The organism is Stappia indica (assembly GCF_009789575.1).
Lineage (GTDB): Bacteria > Pseudomonadota > Alphaproteobacteria > Rhizobiales > Stappiaceae > Stappia > Stappia indica_A.
In genome coordinates this window covers 3679927-3697139 of the sequence record NZ_CP046908.1, presented here as the reverse complement: position 1 = coordinate 3697139, position 17213 = coordinate 3679927, and the positions used below count along the sequence as shown (strand labels likewise).

Annotated in this window: 12 protein-coding genes and 1 tRNA gene; 8 read left to right on the top strand and 5 right to left on the bottom strand. The window is 66.3% G+C overall.

Annotated elements, in window-relative coordinates:
- Window positions 1–62: 62 nt before the first annotated feature.
- The gene (locus GH266_RS17270; RefSeq protein ID WP_158194927.1) at window positions 63–1133 is read left to right on the top strand and encodes a D-alanine--D-alanine ligase family protein; all 1071 of its coding nucleotides are present in this window, start codon (window positions 63–65) and stop codon (window positions 1131–1133) included.
- Between the two features lie 62 nt (window positions 1134–1195).
- On the opposite strand, the gene GH266_RS23665 is transcribed toward GH266_RS17270, so the two are convergent.
- Window positions 1196–1897 (bottom strand): ZinT family metal-binding protein, encoded by a 702-nt coding sequence (locus GH266_RS23665; RefSeq protein ID WP_425329575.1) that lies wholly within the window; start codon window positions 1895–1897, stop codon window positions 1196–1198.
- 1362 nt (window positions 1898–3259) lie between these two features.
- On the bottom strand, window positions 3260–3703 hold the full coding sequence (locus GH266_RS17260; RefSeq protein ID WP_158194925.1) for an Rrf2 family transcriptional regulator: 444 nt from the start codon (window positions 3701–3703) through the stop codon (window positions 3260–3262).
- 219 nt (window positions 3704–3922) lie between these two features.
- Between GH266_RS17260 and GH266_RS17255 the strand changes: the two genes are divergently transcribed.
- The 6 genes from GH266_RS17255 (at window position 3923) to GH266_RS17230 (ending at window position 11726) form a co-directional block, all read left to right on the top strand.
- The gene (locus GH266_RS17255; RefSeq protein WP_158194924.1) at window positions 3923–4822 is read left to right on the top strand and encodes an NAD(P)/FAD-dependent oxidoreductase; all 900 of its coding nucleotides are present in this window, start codon (window positions 3923–3925) and stop codon (window positions 4820–4822) included.
- Window positions 4822–5502 (top strand): class I SAM-dependent methyltransferase, encoded by a 681-nt coding sequence (locus GH266_RS17250; RefSeq protein ID WP_158194923.1) that lies wholly within the window; start codon window positions 4822–4824, stop codon window positions 5500–5502. The genes GH266_RS17255 and GH266_RS17250 overlap by 1 nt, the downstream gene beginning before the upstream one ends.
- A gap of 129 nt (window positions 5503–5631) precedes the next feature.
- Window positions 5632–6792, top strand: coding sequence for an efflux RND transporter periplasmic adaptor subunit (locus GH266_RS17245; RefSeq protein WP_158194922.1), 1161 nt, complete (start codon window positions 5632–5634; stop codon window positions 6790–6792).
- A gap of 13 nt (window positions 6793–6805) precedes the next feature.
- The gene (locus tag GH266_RS17240) at window positions 6806–9925 is read left to right on the top strand and encodes a multidrug efflux RND transporter permease subunit (protein WP_158196276.1); all 3120 of its coding nucleotides are present in this window, start codon (window positions 6806–6808) and stop codon (window positions 9923–9925) included.
- 39 nt (window positions 9926–9964) lie between these two features.
- Window positions 9965–10660 (top strand): response regulator, encoded by a 696-nt coding sequence (locus GH266_RS17235; protein ID WP_158194921.1) that lies wholly within the window; start codon window positions 9965–9967, stop codon window positions 10658–10660.
- A gap of 28 nt (window positions 10661–10688) precedes the next feature.
- Window positions 10689–11726 carry an ATP-binding protein gene (locus GH266_RS17230; protein WP_158194920.1) on the top strand — a complete coding sequence of 346 codons (1038 nt, stop codon included), beginning with the start codon at window positions 10689–10691 and terminating at the stop codon, window positions 11724–11726.
- Here the strand turns inward: GH266_RS17230 and GH266_RS17225 are convergent.
- A complete protein-coding gene (locus GH266_RS17225; RefSeq protein WP_199270359.1) occupies window positions 11710–14682 on the bottom strand; it encodes an autotransporter family protein in 2973 nt (990 codons plus the stop codon). The genes GH266_RS17230 and GH266_RS17225 overlap by 17 nt on opposite strands.
- 232 nt (window positions 14683–14914) lie before the next feature.
- Here GH266_RS17225 and GH266_RS17220 point away from each other — a divergent pair, with 232 nt between their 5' ends.
- Window positions 14915–15280, top strand: coding sequence for a hypothetical protein (locus GH266_RS17220; protein ID WP_158194919.1), 366 nt, complete (start codon window positions 14915–14917; stop codon window positions 15278–15280).
- Between the two features lie 7 nt (window positions 15281–15287).
- On the opposite strand, the gene GH266_RS17215 is transcribed toward GH266_RS17220, so the two are convergent.
- Both GH266_RS17215 and GH266_RS17210 read right to left on the bottom strand, forming a co-directional pair.
- Window positions 15288–15364 (bottom strand) — tRNA-Arg (locus GH266_RS17215).
- Between the two features lie 189 nt (window positions 15365–15553).
- Complete coding sequence (locus GH266_RS17210) at window positions 15554–17152, bottom strand: sensor histidine kinase (protein ID WP_209001477.1); 1599 nt, start codon at window positions 17150–17152, stop codon at window positions 15554–15556.
- Between the last annotated feature and the right edge of the window lie 61 nt (window positions 17153–17213).

Here is a 17213-nt window from a genome sequence, read left to right as displayed (position 1 = left end):
GGACAGGCTGGACGAAATCGCAACCCCTGCCCTTCCTCCTCACCGATTTCCTGGAGCCATACGTGGGATCTTCTTCAAGCAAGCTGCGCATCGCCGTGCTCTTCGGCGGCCGTTCTGCCGAACATGACGTCTCCATCCTGTCCGCGACCAATGTGATGGGCGCGCTGGATCCCGCGAAATACGATGCCGTTCCGGTCTACGTCTCCCGCGCGGGAGAATGGCTGCTGAGCCGCTTCGAGGACGGAAAGCTCGCCCGCCCCGAAACCGGCACGCAGCTCTTGCTCGTTCCCGGCGGCAACGGCCGCGTGCTCGCGCTTTCCGCGGAAGGGTCTGCCGCCGACCTGCCCCCCATCGACATCCTGTTCCCGGTGCTGCACGGGCTGCACGGCGAGGACGGCTCGGTGCAGGGCCTTGCCGAAGTCGCCGGCGTGCCGCTGGCCGGCTGCGGCATTCTCGGCTCGGCCACCGCGCTCGACAAGGATATCGCCAAGCGGCTGTTCCGCGATGCCGGGCTTTCCGCCGCCCGTTCGCTGACCCTGCATCCCGGCGCAGTGCCCTCTTTCGAAGAGCTCACCGGCACGCTCGGCCTGCCGGTCTTCATCAAGCCGGCCCGCCAGGGCTCGTCCGTCGGCGTCAGCAAGGTCACCAGCGCCGAAGGCTACGCGGCGGCGCTCGAGGAAGGCTTCCGGCACGACCGCAAGCTGCTTGCCGAGGAGTTCATCCAGGGCCGCGAGATCGAGTGCGCCGTGCTGGAGCGGCCCGACGGCACGCTGTTCGTCTCCCGTCCGGGCGAGATCGTGCCGGCCGAAAGCCACGGCTTCTACAGCTACGACGCCAAGTATATCGACGCGGACGGCGCCGCCCTGATGGTGCCGACGGAACTTCCCGAACCGGTCGAGGCGGAGATGCTGGACATGGCGGCGCGCGCCTTCCGGGCGCTTGGCTGCGACGGCATGGCGCGTGCGGACTTCTTCGTCACCGCGGACCTGCGCATCCTCGTCAACGAGCTCAACACCATCCCCGGCTTCACCGATATCAGCATGTATTCCAAGGTGATGGCGGCCAGCGGCGTGCCTTACGCCGAGCTGATCGACCGGCTCGTCGAGCACGGCCTTGCCCGCGCGGGACGCTAGGTCGTGAACGAAAACGCCCGGCCGTTGCCGGCCGGGCGCAAGAGACGTGAGGCGCGCCGCGATCAGTGCGCGGTCATCTCCCTGACGATCTCCCCGGCCGAAAGCTCGGACGGGTAGTAGGTCGGCCAGTTCGTCACCTCCTCCAGCAGAGCGGCGCGATCATCGCCCCAGTAGAGGTGATAGTGATCGGTCTTCGCCGGCGCGATCCGGTGGTCGCTGAACTGGATGTAGCCCGGCGCGGCCTCGTCGCCTTCGCTCTTCCTGAAGATGAAGCGCACGCCGCGGTTCCCCTTCTTGTAGGTCAGCACCTCGTAGCCGTCGCTGGCATAGCGGGCCAAGGTCGGCTTGCCGTCCTTGTAGAACGTCACGGTGTCGCCTTCGATGACGATCCGCTCGACGTCGGTGCGGTAGCCGATCTCGTAATAGGCCTTGTACTCCTCGGCGCTCTTGTCGCCGCTTTCGGCCTTGTGCGCCATGACGGGATCGAGCGTCCCGTCCTGCAGGTAGGGATAGACCGACTGCCAGTCGCCGGCATAGTCGGACAGCGGGCGATCCGCGATTTGGCTGTCCTCGAAATAGCCCTTGTAGATCTGCTCGTCGCCATGGCTGTGGCCGTGCGCATGGGCGTGGTCGTCGCCACCTTTGTCATGGGCCTTGTCATGGGCCTTGTCATGCGCCTTGCCGCTGCCGCCGACGACCGCGATGTTGTAGGGCATGCCCTCGACCGCGACCGTACCGATCTCTTCAAGCGTTTCCTTGGAGATCCGGCGCACCAGCCCGGCCTTGGGGTCGCTCATGACGATCTCGTCGCCAGCCATGGCGATGCGCGGGCGGGGATCGTTCCAGTGACCGTCCATGGAATAGGGCTCGGTGACCTTGGCGCTCTCGGCGAGAGCTGCGTCCAGCATGTCCAGCCGGTGCAGCGTCCCGTCCTCCGTCAGCACGTAGCCGAAGCGGGCATCGGCCGGATCGAGCGCGAAGTCGATGCGGCGGAACGGCAGGGCGACATGGCGGAAATGCGGCTCGTCGACCGGATCGACCACAACAAGCCCGTCCGCGCCGTAGTTGCCGAGGAACGCCTGCATGCTCCTGGCACCGAGCAGAGTGCCGGTGGTCTTGCCGGCCGGCAGGTCGGCCGGATAGCCCAGCATCTCGATCTTGAGCCCGTCGCGGCCCGGCGTCACCGTCAGGACGCCTTCCTGGCAGCCGGCCGCCAGATAGGCACCGGAAAAGGCCTCACCGTGAATGCCGGTGCAGGTCGCGACCTCGCCGACAGGCGTCCCGTCCGCCGCAATCGCCTGCAGGCCGACCCGCTTCGGCGCAGCGTCCCCTTCGACCGGCGCATCGGAGGCGACCGTCGTCACCCATCCCTTGCCGAGAGGCGCGACAAAGCCGTGATGGGCGCGCGCCTGCGGAATGCGGCGGCTCTCCAGTTCGCCGTGCGACAGTTCGTTGGCCACGACGATCTCGGCATAGCCGCCACGGTCGAAATTGATCGCCAGCTTGCCGTGATGGTCGATCAGGTGGAACGGGCGCGGTCCGCTCAAGGTCTCGTCGAGGGCCGCCGGATCGGCGATCTCGATGTCCGAGTGGTCGCCGTGGGAGTCGAGCGTGATGCCGCTCTTGAAGAAATGTACCACATCGCTGTCGGACTGGACGGCGACCACGGCCGCCCCGTTGTTCACGCCGTAGAGCTTGTTCTGCCCGCTCGTCTCGAACGTCCAGCGGTTCTCGGCCCTGCCAAGGTCGAAGGCCGTCACCTTCGGGGCCGCATGATCGCCCACGAAGACGCGGTAGAGCGTCACGTCTTCGGCATCCTGGGCCAGGGCGCCGCCCGTCAGTATGAGCGCAATGCCCGTGGTGAAGCCTAGTCGTCGCAACATGTCGTGTCTCCTTGAGTGACACCCCATTCAGTGGCTGGCCGTTTGCGGAACCGGCCATCTGCTAACTGCCTGGGGGGAGGCGCCGTGCGGCGCCCTCAGACCGACTATGTTATGTTATTACGTTCGTCAAGAATGTTATATCGTCACTCACACAGATTGCGTCGAAACTCCCCCGCGCCGGCAGGAAACTCCGGCGCACCCTAGGCGACACGAGCGTGGTGCGCCGGCGCCGGCGCGGTCCGGTCAGCCCGGCCCGCCGCCATGCACCGTCAGCGGCACGGGCGCATCGGGCATCAGGGTGTCCAGCGTCACCTCGCCGAAACGCGCAAGGAACAGCGCCTCGGCCTGCACCATCGTGTCCGCCAGCGCGGCGTTGACGTTCTTCTGCACCAGGCAGGCGGGAGTGTCGCTGCGATTGCCGATCGCGAACAGGGTCGGGCGCCCGAGAGCCTCATAGACCGAGAGCAGGGTGATCTCGCTGAGCGGGCGCGCCAGTTGCCATCCCCCGCCATGGCCCTTTCCCGAGGTGACGTAACCTGCGTCCCGCAGGCCCGCCATCATCCTGCGAAACACCGCCGGGTTCGTGCCCATGCTTCTGGCCAGCACATCGGAGGTCAAGGGCTCGTGGAGCTGCCCCATGTGCAGCAGCACATGCAGCACGTCCGACAGCCGTGTGTCCTTGTTCATGTCGTCTTCCGCTCCAGCGCGCGCAGCATGGCGCCCCTCGGGCCACGCACGAATTTCATGTAACAGATGTTGATACGTGACCCGTCGCCTGTTATGTAACTTCAACTGATACGTTCCACGCCACCCCATGTCCAGCGCAGACGCCCCTCCCCTCAAGCCCGGTCTTCCGAAGGCTGATCTCCCAAGGTTGGCGGACGTCTGATCCAGCGAGGTTTCTCCATGCACCATGACGCCCTCATCATCGGCGGCAGCTTTGCCGGACTGTCCGCAGCCCTTTATCTGGCGCGCGCCCGCAAGAGCGTCTGCGTCGTGGATGCGGGCGCGCCGCGAAACCGTTTCGCCGCCACCTCCCACGGCTTCTTCGCCCAGGACGGCAGCGATCCGCAGGCCATGCTCCAGACCATGCGCCGACAGGTCGCCGCCTATCCGACCGTCGGTTTCCTCACGGATACGGCCGTCGAAGCGCGCGAGGACGACGGCGTGTTCCAGGTCGCGCTGCGCAGCGGCGCGCTCGTCACCGGCAAGCGCCTGCTTCTGGCCTTCGGCATTTCCGACGTGATGCCGGAGACGCCGGGGCTGGCGGAGCGCTGGGGCACGTCCGTCCTCCATTGCCCCTATTGTCACGGCTACGAGTTCAGCGGCCGGCCGCTCGGCGTGCTGAACACTTCGCCGCTCTCGCATCACCAGGCCATGATGATCAGCGAGTGGGGCCCGACCACGCTCTATCTCGACGGCGGCGACCTGGAGACGGAGCACCGCGACGCGCTTGCCCGGCGCGGCATCCGGATCGAGCCTGCCGCCGTCGACCGCCTGACCGGCGAAGGCCGGAGCCTGTCGCATATCCATCTGGCCGATGGCCGGTCCTGTCCGCTCGAAGCACTGTTCATCGCCCCGCGCAACCGCCTCAACAGCGCCATCGCCGAGCAGATCGGCTGCGCGATCGAGGCCGGGCCGCTCGGGTCGACGATCAAGGTGGACGAGATGCGGATGACCAGCGCGGCGAACGTCTTCGCAGCCGGCGACATCACCCGCACGGCGCACAATGTCACCTTCGCCTGCGCCGATGGCGTCATGGCGGCCGTGGCGATGCACCGCTCCCTGGTCTTCGAGACCGCCTGATGAGCGCCGCACCCGCACCGTTCACGGATCCGGCGGCCGTTGCGTCCTACACGCAAGACACCCCGGCCAGGGTGCCGGGACTGGCCGCCCTGCACCGGATGACGACGCTTCTTCTCGGCGAGCGCGCGGAAAGCACCGCCGACATCCTCGTGGTCGGTGCCGGCGGCGGGCTGGAGCTGCAGGCGATGGCCGAGGCACGGCCCGGCTGGCGGTTCACCGGCGTCGACCCCTCCCCGGCGATGCTCGACATCGCGCGGCGCACGACCGCCGCCCATGCCGCCCGGATCGCGCTTCTGGAGGGCACCGCCGACCGCGCGCCGGCCGGCCCGTTCGGCGGCGCGACATGCCTGCTGGTGCTGCACTTCCTGGACAGGGCCGAACGGCTGCACAGCCTGCGGGAAATCCGCCGCCGCCTGGCGCCGGGCGCTGCGCTCGTCACCGCGCATCACACCGCGCCGGACGGCGAGCCGGAGCGCTGGCTGGCCCGCTCGGCCGTCTTTGCCGGGCGGGACGATGCCGATCCGGCGAAGCCCCTCGCCTTAGCAAGGGCGATGGCCGAACGCCTGCCGCTGCTCTCCCCGGCCGAGGAAGAAGCGCTTTTGCGGGAGGCCGGCTTTTGCGCGCCGGCGCTGTTCTATGCCGCCTTCTCGTTTCGCGGCTGGGTCGCATACGCCGGCTGAGCGGCGTCACGGCGGAGCGGGATCGGATCCCCGCCGTCCTCGTCTCCACCAAATCTCCACCATTTCTCGACCTGGCATCGAAGGGCACATGGCAGTGAGCGGCTGAATTCCTCGGTCCGGACACGCCCCATGTCGCTTCGCTTTTCGATCATCGCCTTCGTTGCTTGCGCATCTGTCCTCTCGCTGCTGCTGTTTTTCCGCGGTGGCGCGGTTTCGGAGCCGGAGAGCGTTTCCTCCGATGCGCAAGCCCCAACGCGGGTCGTCGCCCTCACGCTTGCTCCGGAACGCGTCGTCCTGATCGACGAGCTTCCCGGGCGCGTGGCCGCCTTTCGCAGGGTCGAGATACGGCCTCAGGTCGGCGGCACGATCAAGAAGCGGTTTGCAGAAGGCGGAACGCAGGTCGAGGCCGGCGATATCCTGTTCGAGATAGACCCGGCCGTGCTTGCAGCCGACCTCGAAACCGCCCGGGCGGGCGTGACCCGGGCCCAGGGAGCGGTGGACCACGCGCAACAAGGGTTGGCGCGTGCGGAAGCGCTTGTTGCCAGCAAAGTGACGAGCCGCAAGAACTACGAAGACGCCCGCAATGACCTGACCATGGCGCAGGCCAACCTTGCAGAGGCCCGTGCGGTCTTTCATCGGCGCCAGCTCGATCTCGATTTCGCGACGATAAGGTCGCCGATCAAGGGCTATGTCGGACGCACGCTGGCCGACGAGGGCGCTCTCGCATCCACGTCCGGTCAGACGGAACTTGCTGTGGTTCAGGAACTGGACCGCGTTTACGTGGATCTGCGCTTGCCCGCGACGAAGCTCGATGGATTGCAGTCTGCCGCCGAGCAAGGATTGGGTCCGGTCGAGATCCTGGGCGCGGACGGCAAGCCGCATCCCCGCCCGGGCACGCTGGTGGTGTCGGACGTCACGGTGGATACGGGAACCGGCAACGCGACGGTCCGGATCGAGGTGGAAAACCCCGAATTGCGGCTTCTGCCGGGAATGTACGTCCGCGCGCGACTGCCGCGCGGCCTCCTTTCCGCTGCCTTGCTGGTTCCCGAAGATGCAGTCGTTCGCAACGGTGCCGGCGGCGCGCAGGTCGTGGTCGTGACCGGCGACGGACGATCCGAACGCCGCGACGTGGTCCTGGGCGACGCTGTAGGCAGGCGCCTCGTCGTGACCTCGGGCCTGGCGGCGGGCGAGGTCATCGTCATTCGCGGACAGGACCGCGTGCAGGACGGGACGAGCGTGATCCCGGTCGCCGGATCGCAAGATGCCGCAGCCGCGGCCGGCACGCTTTAAAGGTCAGATCGTCATGCCACAGTTCTTCATCGACCGCCCGGTCTTCGCCTGGGTGGTTGCGATCTTCATAGCGCTGGCTGGCATTGTCGCCATTCCACAGCTTCCCGTGGCGCGGTTTCCCGTGATCGCGCCGCCGAGCATCGGCATCTACGCGATGTATACCGGCGCCACGGTGGAAACCGTCAATGACAGCGTGGTCACCCCCATCGAGAAGGAACTCTTGAGCGTCAAGAACGTGCTCTATTACGAGTCCACCGTCGACTCGACCGGCGGTGCCAACATCATGGTGACGTTCACCCCCGGAACCGATCCGGAGCTGGCACAGGTGGATGTGCAGAACCGCCTCAAGAACGCCGAACAGCGTCTGCCCGAGGCCGTCCGGCGCAGCGGCGTCAGTGTGGAAGCTGCCGAGTCGGGGTTTCTGATGGTCATCACGCTGAAGTCGCTCAGCGGGAAGACCGAGGAACTGGCCCTCGGCGATTATCTGACCCGCAACATCAGCGAGGAGTTGAAGCGCGTGCCGGGCGTCGGCCGCGTCCAGCAATTCGGTTCCGAGCGCGCCATGCGTGTGTGGGTGGATCCGTCGAAACTGGCCGCCTACAACCTCACCATGGCCGACGTGACCGGTGCCATCACGCGCGAGAACGCCCAGGTTTCGCCTGGCCGGGTCGGGGACGAACCGACAGTTCCGGGGACCAGGATCTCGACGCCGCTGACCGTGCATGGCCAATTGAACACACCGGAGGAGTTCGCCGCGATACCGTTGCGAGCGCAGGCCGACGGCTCGCGTCTTCTCCTGGCGGATGTCGCGCGGGTGGAGCTCGGCGCACAAACCCTCGCTTTCAGCGTCAGCAGCAATGGAAAGCCCGCGGCGGCGGCCGCGATCCAGATGACGCCCGGCGCCAACGCGGTGAGCACCGCCGCCGCAATCGAAAAGCGTCTGGCCGAGTTGCAGGCCGCGATGCCGAAGGACATGGCCGTCGCGATCTCCTACAACACCGCGCCGTTCGTGAAGGTGTCGATCACCAAGGTCGTCCAGACGCTGATCGAGGCGATGGTGCTGGTCTTCCTGGTCATCCTGCTGTTCCTGCAGAATATCCGCTACACGCTGATCCCGACCATTGTCGCGCCGATCGCGCTTCTGGGCACCTTCGCGGTGATGATGGCTGCGGGGTATTCGATCAACGTGCTGACCATGTTCGGCATGGTTCTGGCTATCGGCATCATCGTCGACGATGCCATCGTCGTCGTCGAAAATGTCGAGCGGATCATGTCCCGGCAGGGCCTGTCGCCGAGGGACGCCACCCGCCAGGCCATGGGCGAGATTTCCGGCGCCATCGTCGGCATCACGCTGGTGCTGGCCGCCGTCTTCATTCCGATGGGCATGGCCGGCGGGTCCGTCGGCGCGATCTATCGCCAGTTCACCATGTCGATGGCGGTCTCGATCCTGTTCTCCGCCCTCCTCGCGCTGACGCTGACGCCCGCTCTCTGCGCCACGATCCTGAAACCCGCGGACGGTCACGGCAAGAATCGCTTCTTCACGTGGTTCAACGGAAAGTTCGACGCCTTGACCGCGCGCTACACCGGCATCGTCGGCTGGGCGTTGCGTCGCGGCGGGCGGATGCTGGTCATCTATGCCTTGCTGCTGGTGGCCCTGGGCCTCGGCTATTCGCGCGTGGCCACGTCCTTCGTTCCGGAAGAGGATCAAGGGAACTTCATGGCCATGTTCGAGCTGCCGGCGGGCGCCACCGCCGAACGGACCCGCGAGATCGTCGCGAGATATGAAGCGCATACGGCGTCCCGGCCCGACATCGTCGAGAGCACCGTCATTCTGGGCTTCGGCTTTTCCGGCTCGGGCCCCAATGCCGCGCAAGCCTTCACCAGCCTGAAGGACTGGAGCGACCGCCGAACGACGGTGAACGACGAGATCGCCGCAGCCGAGGCCGCGATGGCGGATATTCCCGAAGGCACGGCAATGATCATGAAGCCCCCCGCCATCGAGGCGCTCGGCACCACGTCGGGCTTTGCGCTGCGGCTGGAGGACCGGAGCAATTCCGGTCCGGCAGCGCTGAAGGCGGCCGAGACCCGGCTGATCGCCCTGGCATCGCAAAGCGCGTTGCTTGCCGGAGTGATGACGGAGGGCCTGCCGGACGGGCAGAGCATCGCCCTCAAGATCGATCGCCAGAAGGCGCTGGCGCTCGGGGTCTCCTTTTCGGCGATCAGCGACATGATTTCGACGGCGATCGGATCGAGCTACGTCAACGACTTTCCGAACAGGGGCCGGCTCCAGCAGGTTGTGGTGCAGGCCGACGCCCCTGCCCGGATGCATGTCGAGGATGTCCTGCGCCTGCAGGTGCGCAACATCGACGGCGACATGGTTCCCTTGTCGGAAGTCGTCCAGCCGATCTGGGAAAACACGCCCATGCAGCTGGCGCGCTACAACGGCTATCCTGCCGCGCGCATCTCTGGCTCGGCCGCGCCGGGCGTGTCCAGCGGTGCGGCAATGGCCGAGATGGAGCGCCTGGCGCAACAGCTGCCAAAGGGCTTTGCGCTGGAGTGGACCGGCCAGTCCCTGCAGGAACGGCAATCCGCGGCGCAGGCTCCGATGCTGCTGGCCGCCTCGATGCTGGTTGTCTTCCTCGTGCTCGCCGCACTCTACGAAAGCTGGTCGATCCCGCTGGCGGTCATGTTGATCGTGCCGCTTGGGGTGCTCGGCGCTGTTCTTGCGGTGCTGGCGCGCGGGATGGAGAACGACGTGTTCTTCAAGGTGGGTCTCATCACCATCATCGGGCTTTCCGCCAAGAACGCCATTCTGCTGGTCGAATATGCCCGGCACCTGCAGCAGGAAGGAATGGGCCTCTACCGGGCGGTGCTTCAGGCCTCCCGGTCGCGGCTTCGGCCGATCCTGATGACCTCGCTCGCCTTCATCCTGGGCGTCGTACCGCTGATGGTCGCCCGCGGCGCCGGCTCTGAGATCCAGAATGCCATCGGCACCGGCGTGTTCGGCGGGATGCTGTCCGCGACAATTCTGGCGGTTTTCTTCGTGCCGGTGCTTTACGTTGCCGTCAGTCGATTGACGGCACTGAAATCACGGGAGAAGAGACCGGCGGAAACCACGATCCCGGCAAAATGAACATTCGCAGACGACACGTCGAAGACTGAAGACACGACCATGAACAATGCTCTGATCCTTATCATCGAAGACGAGCCCGAGATTGCCGAGATCATCGGAACCTACTTGTCGCGCGAGGGCTTCCGGACCATCACCGCAGGTGACGGGACCGTCGGGCTGGCGCATCACCTGCGCTTGCGGCCCGATCTGGTGGTGCTGGACATCAAGCTGCCGGGGCAGGACGGCTATGATGTTCTGGCGGCGATCCGCCGGCGCGGCGAAACGCCGGTCATCATGGTCACCGCGCTGGCGGAGGATCTCGACAAGTTGCAGGCGCTGCGCATCGGTGCCGACGACTATGTCGTCAAGCCGTTCAACCCGCTCGAGATCGTCGCCCGCGTCAAGGCCGTCCTGCGGCGGACCATGGGGCGCGGCAGCGGGCAGATGCTGCGCGTCGGGGCCCTGACCATAGATCCGCAGGCCTACAGGGTGGCGGTCGACAGCGCGGCAGGCCCGGTGACGCTCGACCTTACGCGGACCGAGTTCCGCATCCTGGCCCATATGGCCGCGAGCCCGGGCAAGGTGTTCGAGCGCTCGGAACTGGTCGATGCCTGCCTGCCGGAAAGCGAGGCCCTCGACCGGACGGTGGACAGCCATGTCAGCAATCTGCGTCGCAAGTTGGCGGGCGTCGGGGCCGACGGATTGCTCACCGGCGTCCGCGGCGTCGGCTACCGGCTGGACGACGTCCATGGCTAGAAACCTGAATTCCCAGATCGTCCGGGCGATGATCGCGCTGACCCTGCTTGCCTTCGCCGTCGTCTACTTCGGATTGATCGCGTATTTCTTCTTCATCTACGAATGGCTCTATCCGGAGTTCACCGAGGACGACTTCCTGCGCACCGGCGACGTCGTGACGCTGGGGCTCCTCCTGGGCATAGGCATCGCGACCGCCTCGTTGCTCGGCTGGGTCCTTGCGCGGCGGATCGTGGATCCGTTGAAATCGGTTGCCGGGGCTGCCCGGCGGGTCGCGGAAGGGGATTTTTCGGCGCGCGCTGCCTTGCGCCGCGGCAATTTCGGCGAGGCCAGCGATCTGGTCGCCGACTTCAACCTGATGGCAGAGCGGCTGCAGCGCGCCGAGGCCGAGTTGCAATACTCGAACTCGGCCATCGCGCATGAACTGCGCACCCCCCTGACCATTTTGCGCGGGCGGCTGCAGGGCCTGCTGGACGGCGCCTTCACCCCCAGCGCCGAGCTCTATGGCCGGCTCATCGATCATGTGGACGATCTGTCGGCGATCGTGGAGGAATTGCGCACGCTGGCGCTGAGCAATGCGGGGCAGCTCGATCTGCAATACTCGCGGCTCGACCTGGCGGCGGAGGCCGAGGCGGCGCTGACCTCGCTCGAGGATCAACTCGGCAAGGCGGGGATCACCACGACCCTGGCGCTCAATAGCGCCGTCACCAGCGCCGACCGCTCGCGGGTGCGGCAGGCCTTCGTCGCGCTTCTCGAAAATTGCTGCCGCTACGCGCCGCAAACCACGGTGCATGTCGAGACCGGCGTGGCCGGGGAGCACGTCTTCTTCCGGTGCACCGACACCGGTCCCGGGCTCCCCGACGAAGGCCGCGCCCGCGCCTTCGAGCGGTTCTGGCGCGCGGACGAGTCGCGAGGGCGCAGCGGCGGCGGCTCCGGACTGGGCCTGCCCATCGTCAAGGCGATCGCGCAGGCCCATGGCGGCAGCGCGCTGGTCCTTTCCTCCCGCAAGCCCGGCCTTGCCGTCGAGATCCGGCTGCCGCGCCCGGACCGCCTTAAAACCTTACGGTGAGCCCGACCGTGCCGGTAAGGCCGAAGCTGTTGCCGAAATCGATGAGGCTTGTATTGACGCCGACCTGGCCATGGACGGCATATTTATCGTCGCCCCAGGCATAGGTGCCGCCGATCCCGAGGCCGCCCCAGAGATTGTCCTGGGTGTTGACGAGTTCCACCCCGGCAACCTCGGTCCTGCTGTCGGGCATGGCGTCGTGGTAGAGATCGGCAATGCCATAGGCGTGGATACGGCTGGTCTCGCCGGTCGCATCGGTCCAGCTATCCCGATAATCGGCCGAAAGGCCCAGCCGGATCGTGAGATCATTGCCTTCGGCCAGCGAAACGGCGGCGCCATAGGCGTCGGTAAAGTCATCATAGCTGACATCGGAATAGGTTATCTGCGCCTGCGGCGTGACCGACCAGTTCGGAGCCAGCGCGATCCGCTGGCCGGCCTCGATCCCGAGGGCATACCCAAAGCCGCTATTGCCCGATATCAGGCTGATCGCAGCAGTCGAGGACGAGATGTCGCTGTCATACCAGGTCGCGTTCGCCTGGGCATCGAGGTAGAAGCCGCCGGAACCATACCAGGTCAGAGATCCTCCCAGACCATAGCCAGCGCTGCTGATCGAACCGTTGCCGAACATCGAGGTGACGTCGCCCGCAATGGTGCCGTATCGCGCTGAAAGTCCGCCGACAAGACTACCTTGCTCGCCCGAAAACAGCGGCAGGTCGACCCCGGCCTGCAATTGCCAGATGTCGACATCGAAATCCGTGCCGGTCGTGGAGAACCGGGAATCGAGACTGGCGTGGCGGCCGACCACGCGGCCCCAGACGCCGCTGTCGGCGCCGGCTGCTTCGGGCACGGTGCCCGTTTCGGCCGCGCCGGCCGTCCAGGTGCGATTGCCGACACGCTGCTGCAAAGTTTCGAGCTCATTGAAACTCTGCAGGATTGTTGCATAGGCCTCGTAGAGCGGCGCGCCGGCCTGAAAAAGCGGCCCGGTTGGATTAGTCCCATTGATCAAGGCCGACCGGAGATACCAGTCGCCATCGGCGGGCGTGCTGGTGGCCCCCTGTTGGAGACGATAGGCATAGGCGCCGGCGACCACGGCGGGCGCTCCCTCGAAGGTGTAGTGTCCCAGGAGCGTGAAATCGCCGCCCGACACACCGCCGACATCGACGATCCTGATGCCTTCGGTAGTCTGCGCGCCGACGCCGCCGAGATTGACGACACGAACATTGGTGCTGCCGGCCGTATCGCCGGTCACCACCAGCAGGTCCGTGGCCGAAGTGTCGTCGCCCAGCACTGTTTCGATTTCCAGCGTTCCCCCATTGCCGAGATAATTGCCGGCCACGGTCAGTGTACCGATCGAATTGCCTGGAGCGATGGTACCGCCTGCAAAATTCGTCGTCGCCCCCACCTGGCCGATGCCCTGCAATCGTCCGCCTATGGCCTCAAACGATCCGCCAAGCGTGCCATCGACCGAAAGAATGCCGTCATAGACCCTGGAGACGCCCGACAGGGCTGAACTATCGGCGCCGAGCGTGGTCTGCCCGGTGCCGACCTGCCAAACGCCACCCGTCCCGCCGACCGTCCCGCCGAAGATCACCGCGTCCGAGCGATTGAAAGCCAGGACGCCGCTATTGGCGACATTGCCCAGGATGCTGCCACTCGTGCCGCCATTGCCCAACTGCAAGACGCCGGCCGCGATCGTCGTGCCGCCGCCGTAAGTGTTGGCGCCGGTCAGGGTGAGCGTGCCCAGGCCTTCCTTGGTCAGGCCGCCCGCCCCGGCCATGACGGGGGCGATGCCGATATCGTAGCCGTCTGTATCGATGATGCCGCCGCCGACGCCGAGAGCAACCTGCTGAGTGCCGTAATTGCTGAAGAAATTCGTATTGTCGCGAATGGCCCGAATGACACCGCCGTCCAGGGTGACATTTGCGACACCGCTGCCGCCCCGGAAACCGCTGGTCTCCAGAACTCCGCGGGAACCCGGCGTACCCAGCACGGTCAACGTGCCGCTGGCTGCCGCGTCCGATATGCCGAGATGGACGCCGCCATTCGCATAAACCCGCCCGCCATCTTCGATGGTCATCGCGCCTGTTCCGTAATTGCCCAGGCTAAGATTGAATCTGGTTATTTCCCAGCTTGCGCCCCCGGTCACGGTGACATTCCCGTCGCCACCCGCATTGGCGCCCACATAGCCCTGTCTGCTGGTCAGGCTGGCACCGTCTTCGATGCGCAGATCGCCTTGGGCGAACAGCCCCACCGTAAACTGGTCCGCCACGGTCCAGGATGCGCCCGATGTCAGGCTCGCCTCTCCGCGGCCGGTGATACCAATGATGGCATCATAGCTCGACATTGTAGCGCCGTCGGAAAGCTCAATCGTGCCTTGCCCCCAGGAGCCGACGCCGACCCGCCCATCGGTGGCGACATGGCCCCCCTGGGTGACGTTCAGCGTACCCGCCCCCTCCAGTCCGATGTCCAGCCCCTGCCGAAGGGACCAGGTGGACGCATTGCCCGAGCCATCCGCGCCCGAAACCGTCACCTCGCCGACACCGCCCGGGCGGGCGCCGATATATCCGTTCTCGCCTGTGACGAGCCCGCCGGCAAGAATATCGAGCGCTCCATCGCCATATTGCCCGATGACGAGATCGCCCAGATTCTCCCATCGCGAAGCTTGGCCAGAAACCATGACGACGCCGATGCCCCCCACATCGCCGCCCACATAACCCGTATTGTTCGTCAATACGCTGCCATTGAGGATGGTCAGGGTGCCGAGAGAGTTGAAACCGATATCCAGATCGACGCTGCCATCGATGAGCGCAGGGTCCGATGGAGTGCTGTCTCCGCCGATCCACACTTGTGCCGATGCCGGCGAGAGCGTCGCCAGCGCCACGGCGAGCGGCGCGATCGATGTGAGCAGGCACTGGCGGGAGGGCCGCATACGTTTGAGGAAACAGGTTTTTTTCATCATTACCAGGCTGAAAATTAACAAGAACGCCCGATGTTGCGAAAATGATGCTTAATTAACCCTTAATTTCCTGTCTCGCCGAGGACGAACCTTTTGCAGAACTGCGGCGGACAAAGACATCAACTTGGCCGGCCCAATCCCTACGCGGCTTCCAAAATCAGCGCCGACGACTGGGGCTGGTCGTCGGTCTGAGCCCGAACCGGCGCAAGAGCGCCTGGCCTGTGCCATGATACCCTTGGCGGTGCTCTGTCTTCTGGGGCTTGCCCTGGTGCCGGCCGGACTGCCCGCCCCCATCCACGATCCCGATCTCGGCGGCAGTTTCATGGAGGCAACTCTCGCACGGCTGAACGAATGGCCCGCGACGCTGGGTTTTCTTCTGCTGTTTCAGGGGCCTTTGGCTTTTGGCGCGTTCGCTATGGGCCTCGCGGCCGGCAAGACGCAGTTCCTCGCACCTCGAAGTTCCGGCAGGCCCCTGTTGAGGCGAGCGGCTGGCCGACCAGGCGATTGCCCGTCTGGAGAACAGACCGCGGGCATCTTCAAGAGCGACGTGCATTCGAAGATGCGACAGTCTGTCGGCGGCGGTCGGCGTTCATCGATGTAGAGGGAAATGGCGCACCGGGGAAGATTCGAACTCCCGACCCCCAGATTCGTAGTCTGGTGCTCTATCCAGCTGAGCTACCGGTGCTTAGGCCATCATGCCGCCGTACCAGACACAACTGTCAGACACGAGGCGAGGCGGTCCGTCCGTGGCATCGCCTCCGGACAGGGCGCAATCTCTACTCTGGTCTTTTGAGGATTGCAAGCGAGGGCGCGCGTTTTTTCTCCGACTTTTTTGCGCGCCCCCACAGCCTGTTGATAAGCTGCCGGGACAGGCTCAGCCGCTGCGGTCGAGCGAAGCGGAAATCGGCCCGGTTTCCGCCAATTCGCGGTCCTTGCCCGGCTCCTCGCGAGGATCGTCCGGCGTCACCCGCGGCAGGCGGATCTCGAACTCGGCGCCCGGCCCCGCCCGCTCCACCAGGCTGATCTCGCCGCCATGGGCGCGCACCAGCTCGGCCGCGATCGCCAGCCCCAGGCCGGTGCCGCCGCGCCGGGCGGCAGACTGGAACGGGCGGAAAAGCTTCTCGCGCAGGGCCGGCGGCACGCCGGGCCCCGTGTCGCGCACCCTGACCACGACCTGCCCGGCGCGGCATTCGGCTTCGACGATCACCCGGCGCACCAGCATGTCCGAGCCCGACTGCTCCAGCGCCTGGACCGCGTTGCGGCACAGGTTCATCAAGACACGGAACAGCTGCTCGGGATCGGCCTCGACCTCGGCCCCCTCCTCCACCCGGTTCTCGAAGGCAACCGCCCCGTCCGCCGAAAGACCCAGCACCTCGCCGACATCGCGCACCAGGAGGTCGAGCCGCACCAGCCGCCGGCGCAGCGGCGCCTCGCGGGCGCTGCCATAGGCCAGCACCGAGCTGGTGTAGCCGACGGCACGGTCCAGCGTCGCCAGGATCTTCGGCGCCAGCCGCTGCACGGTCGGGTCGGCGACCTGCTCCAGGCGCTCGGAAAACAGCTGCGCGGAGGCAAGCAAGTTGCGCAGGTCGTGGTTGATCTTGGAGACGGCAAGGCCGAGATCGGCAAGCTGGCGCCGGCTCTGCAGCGTCTCCGTCAGCGTCGCCTGCATGGCGGCCAGGCTGTGCTCGGCATCGCCCACCTCGTCGTCGCGGCGCGAGGGCTCGATGATCAGGCCGGTGTCCTCGGGCGAGGCCTGGAAGCGGGCCATGGAGCGCGTCAGCCGCTGCATCGGCCGCACCAGGAGCCAGCGCAGCGACAGGTAGACCAGCGCCGCGGTGATCGCCGAAATCACCAGCGACAGCGCCAGGATACGCACGGAAAAGGCCAGCATCGCGTTGCGCAGCTTGGCTTCCGGCATGACGATGTCGACCCGCCCGCCGATGCCCATCTGGGTGGGGCCGATCACGCGCATCTGCCCATCGCCCGAAGACAGCAGGATGGCGAAGCTCTCCAGCACCGATGTCATCGCATCGGCCTTGCCCATGTCGACCGTGCGGTCGACCTCGCCGGGCGTCTCGACCATGGCGATGAGCCGGCGGCGCTCGCCCTCGTCGAGGGCGACGGCCAGCGCGCCGGTGGCGCGCAGCAGCTCGGCCTGCACCGCCGGGGAGACCATGTCGGTCTCCACCAGCACGCTGGCGGCAACGCCGGCGATGGTCAGCTTGTCGGTGAGCCAGGTATTGCGGAAATTGGCGACGGACGGCACGAAGATCAGTACCTCGCTCAGCATCACGAAGAGCACGGTCAGGATCAGCAGCTTGCCCGACAACCCGCCCCAGCGGCGGCGCCGGCGCCGCCCCCCTTGCGGGGCCTCAACGCCATGCGGGGCCGCGCGCAGGCCCGCCGCCGGCGCGGCATCAGCCTGCGTCGCTGCGCCCCGGCGGGACGTCTCGTCGTGATGCGGTGCGCTCAAAGGCCACCCTGTCGCTGCTCTGCCGTCCGGCCTGCCTGCCGGACGGGCCGAAACGGTTCGC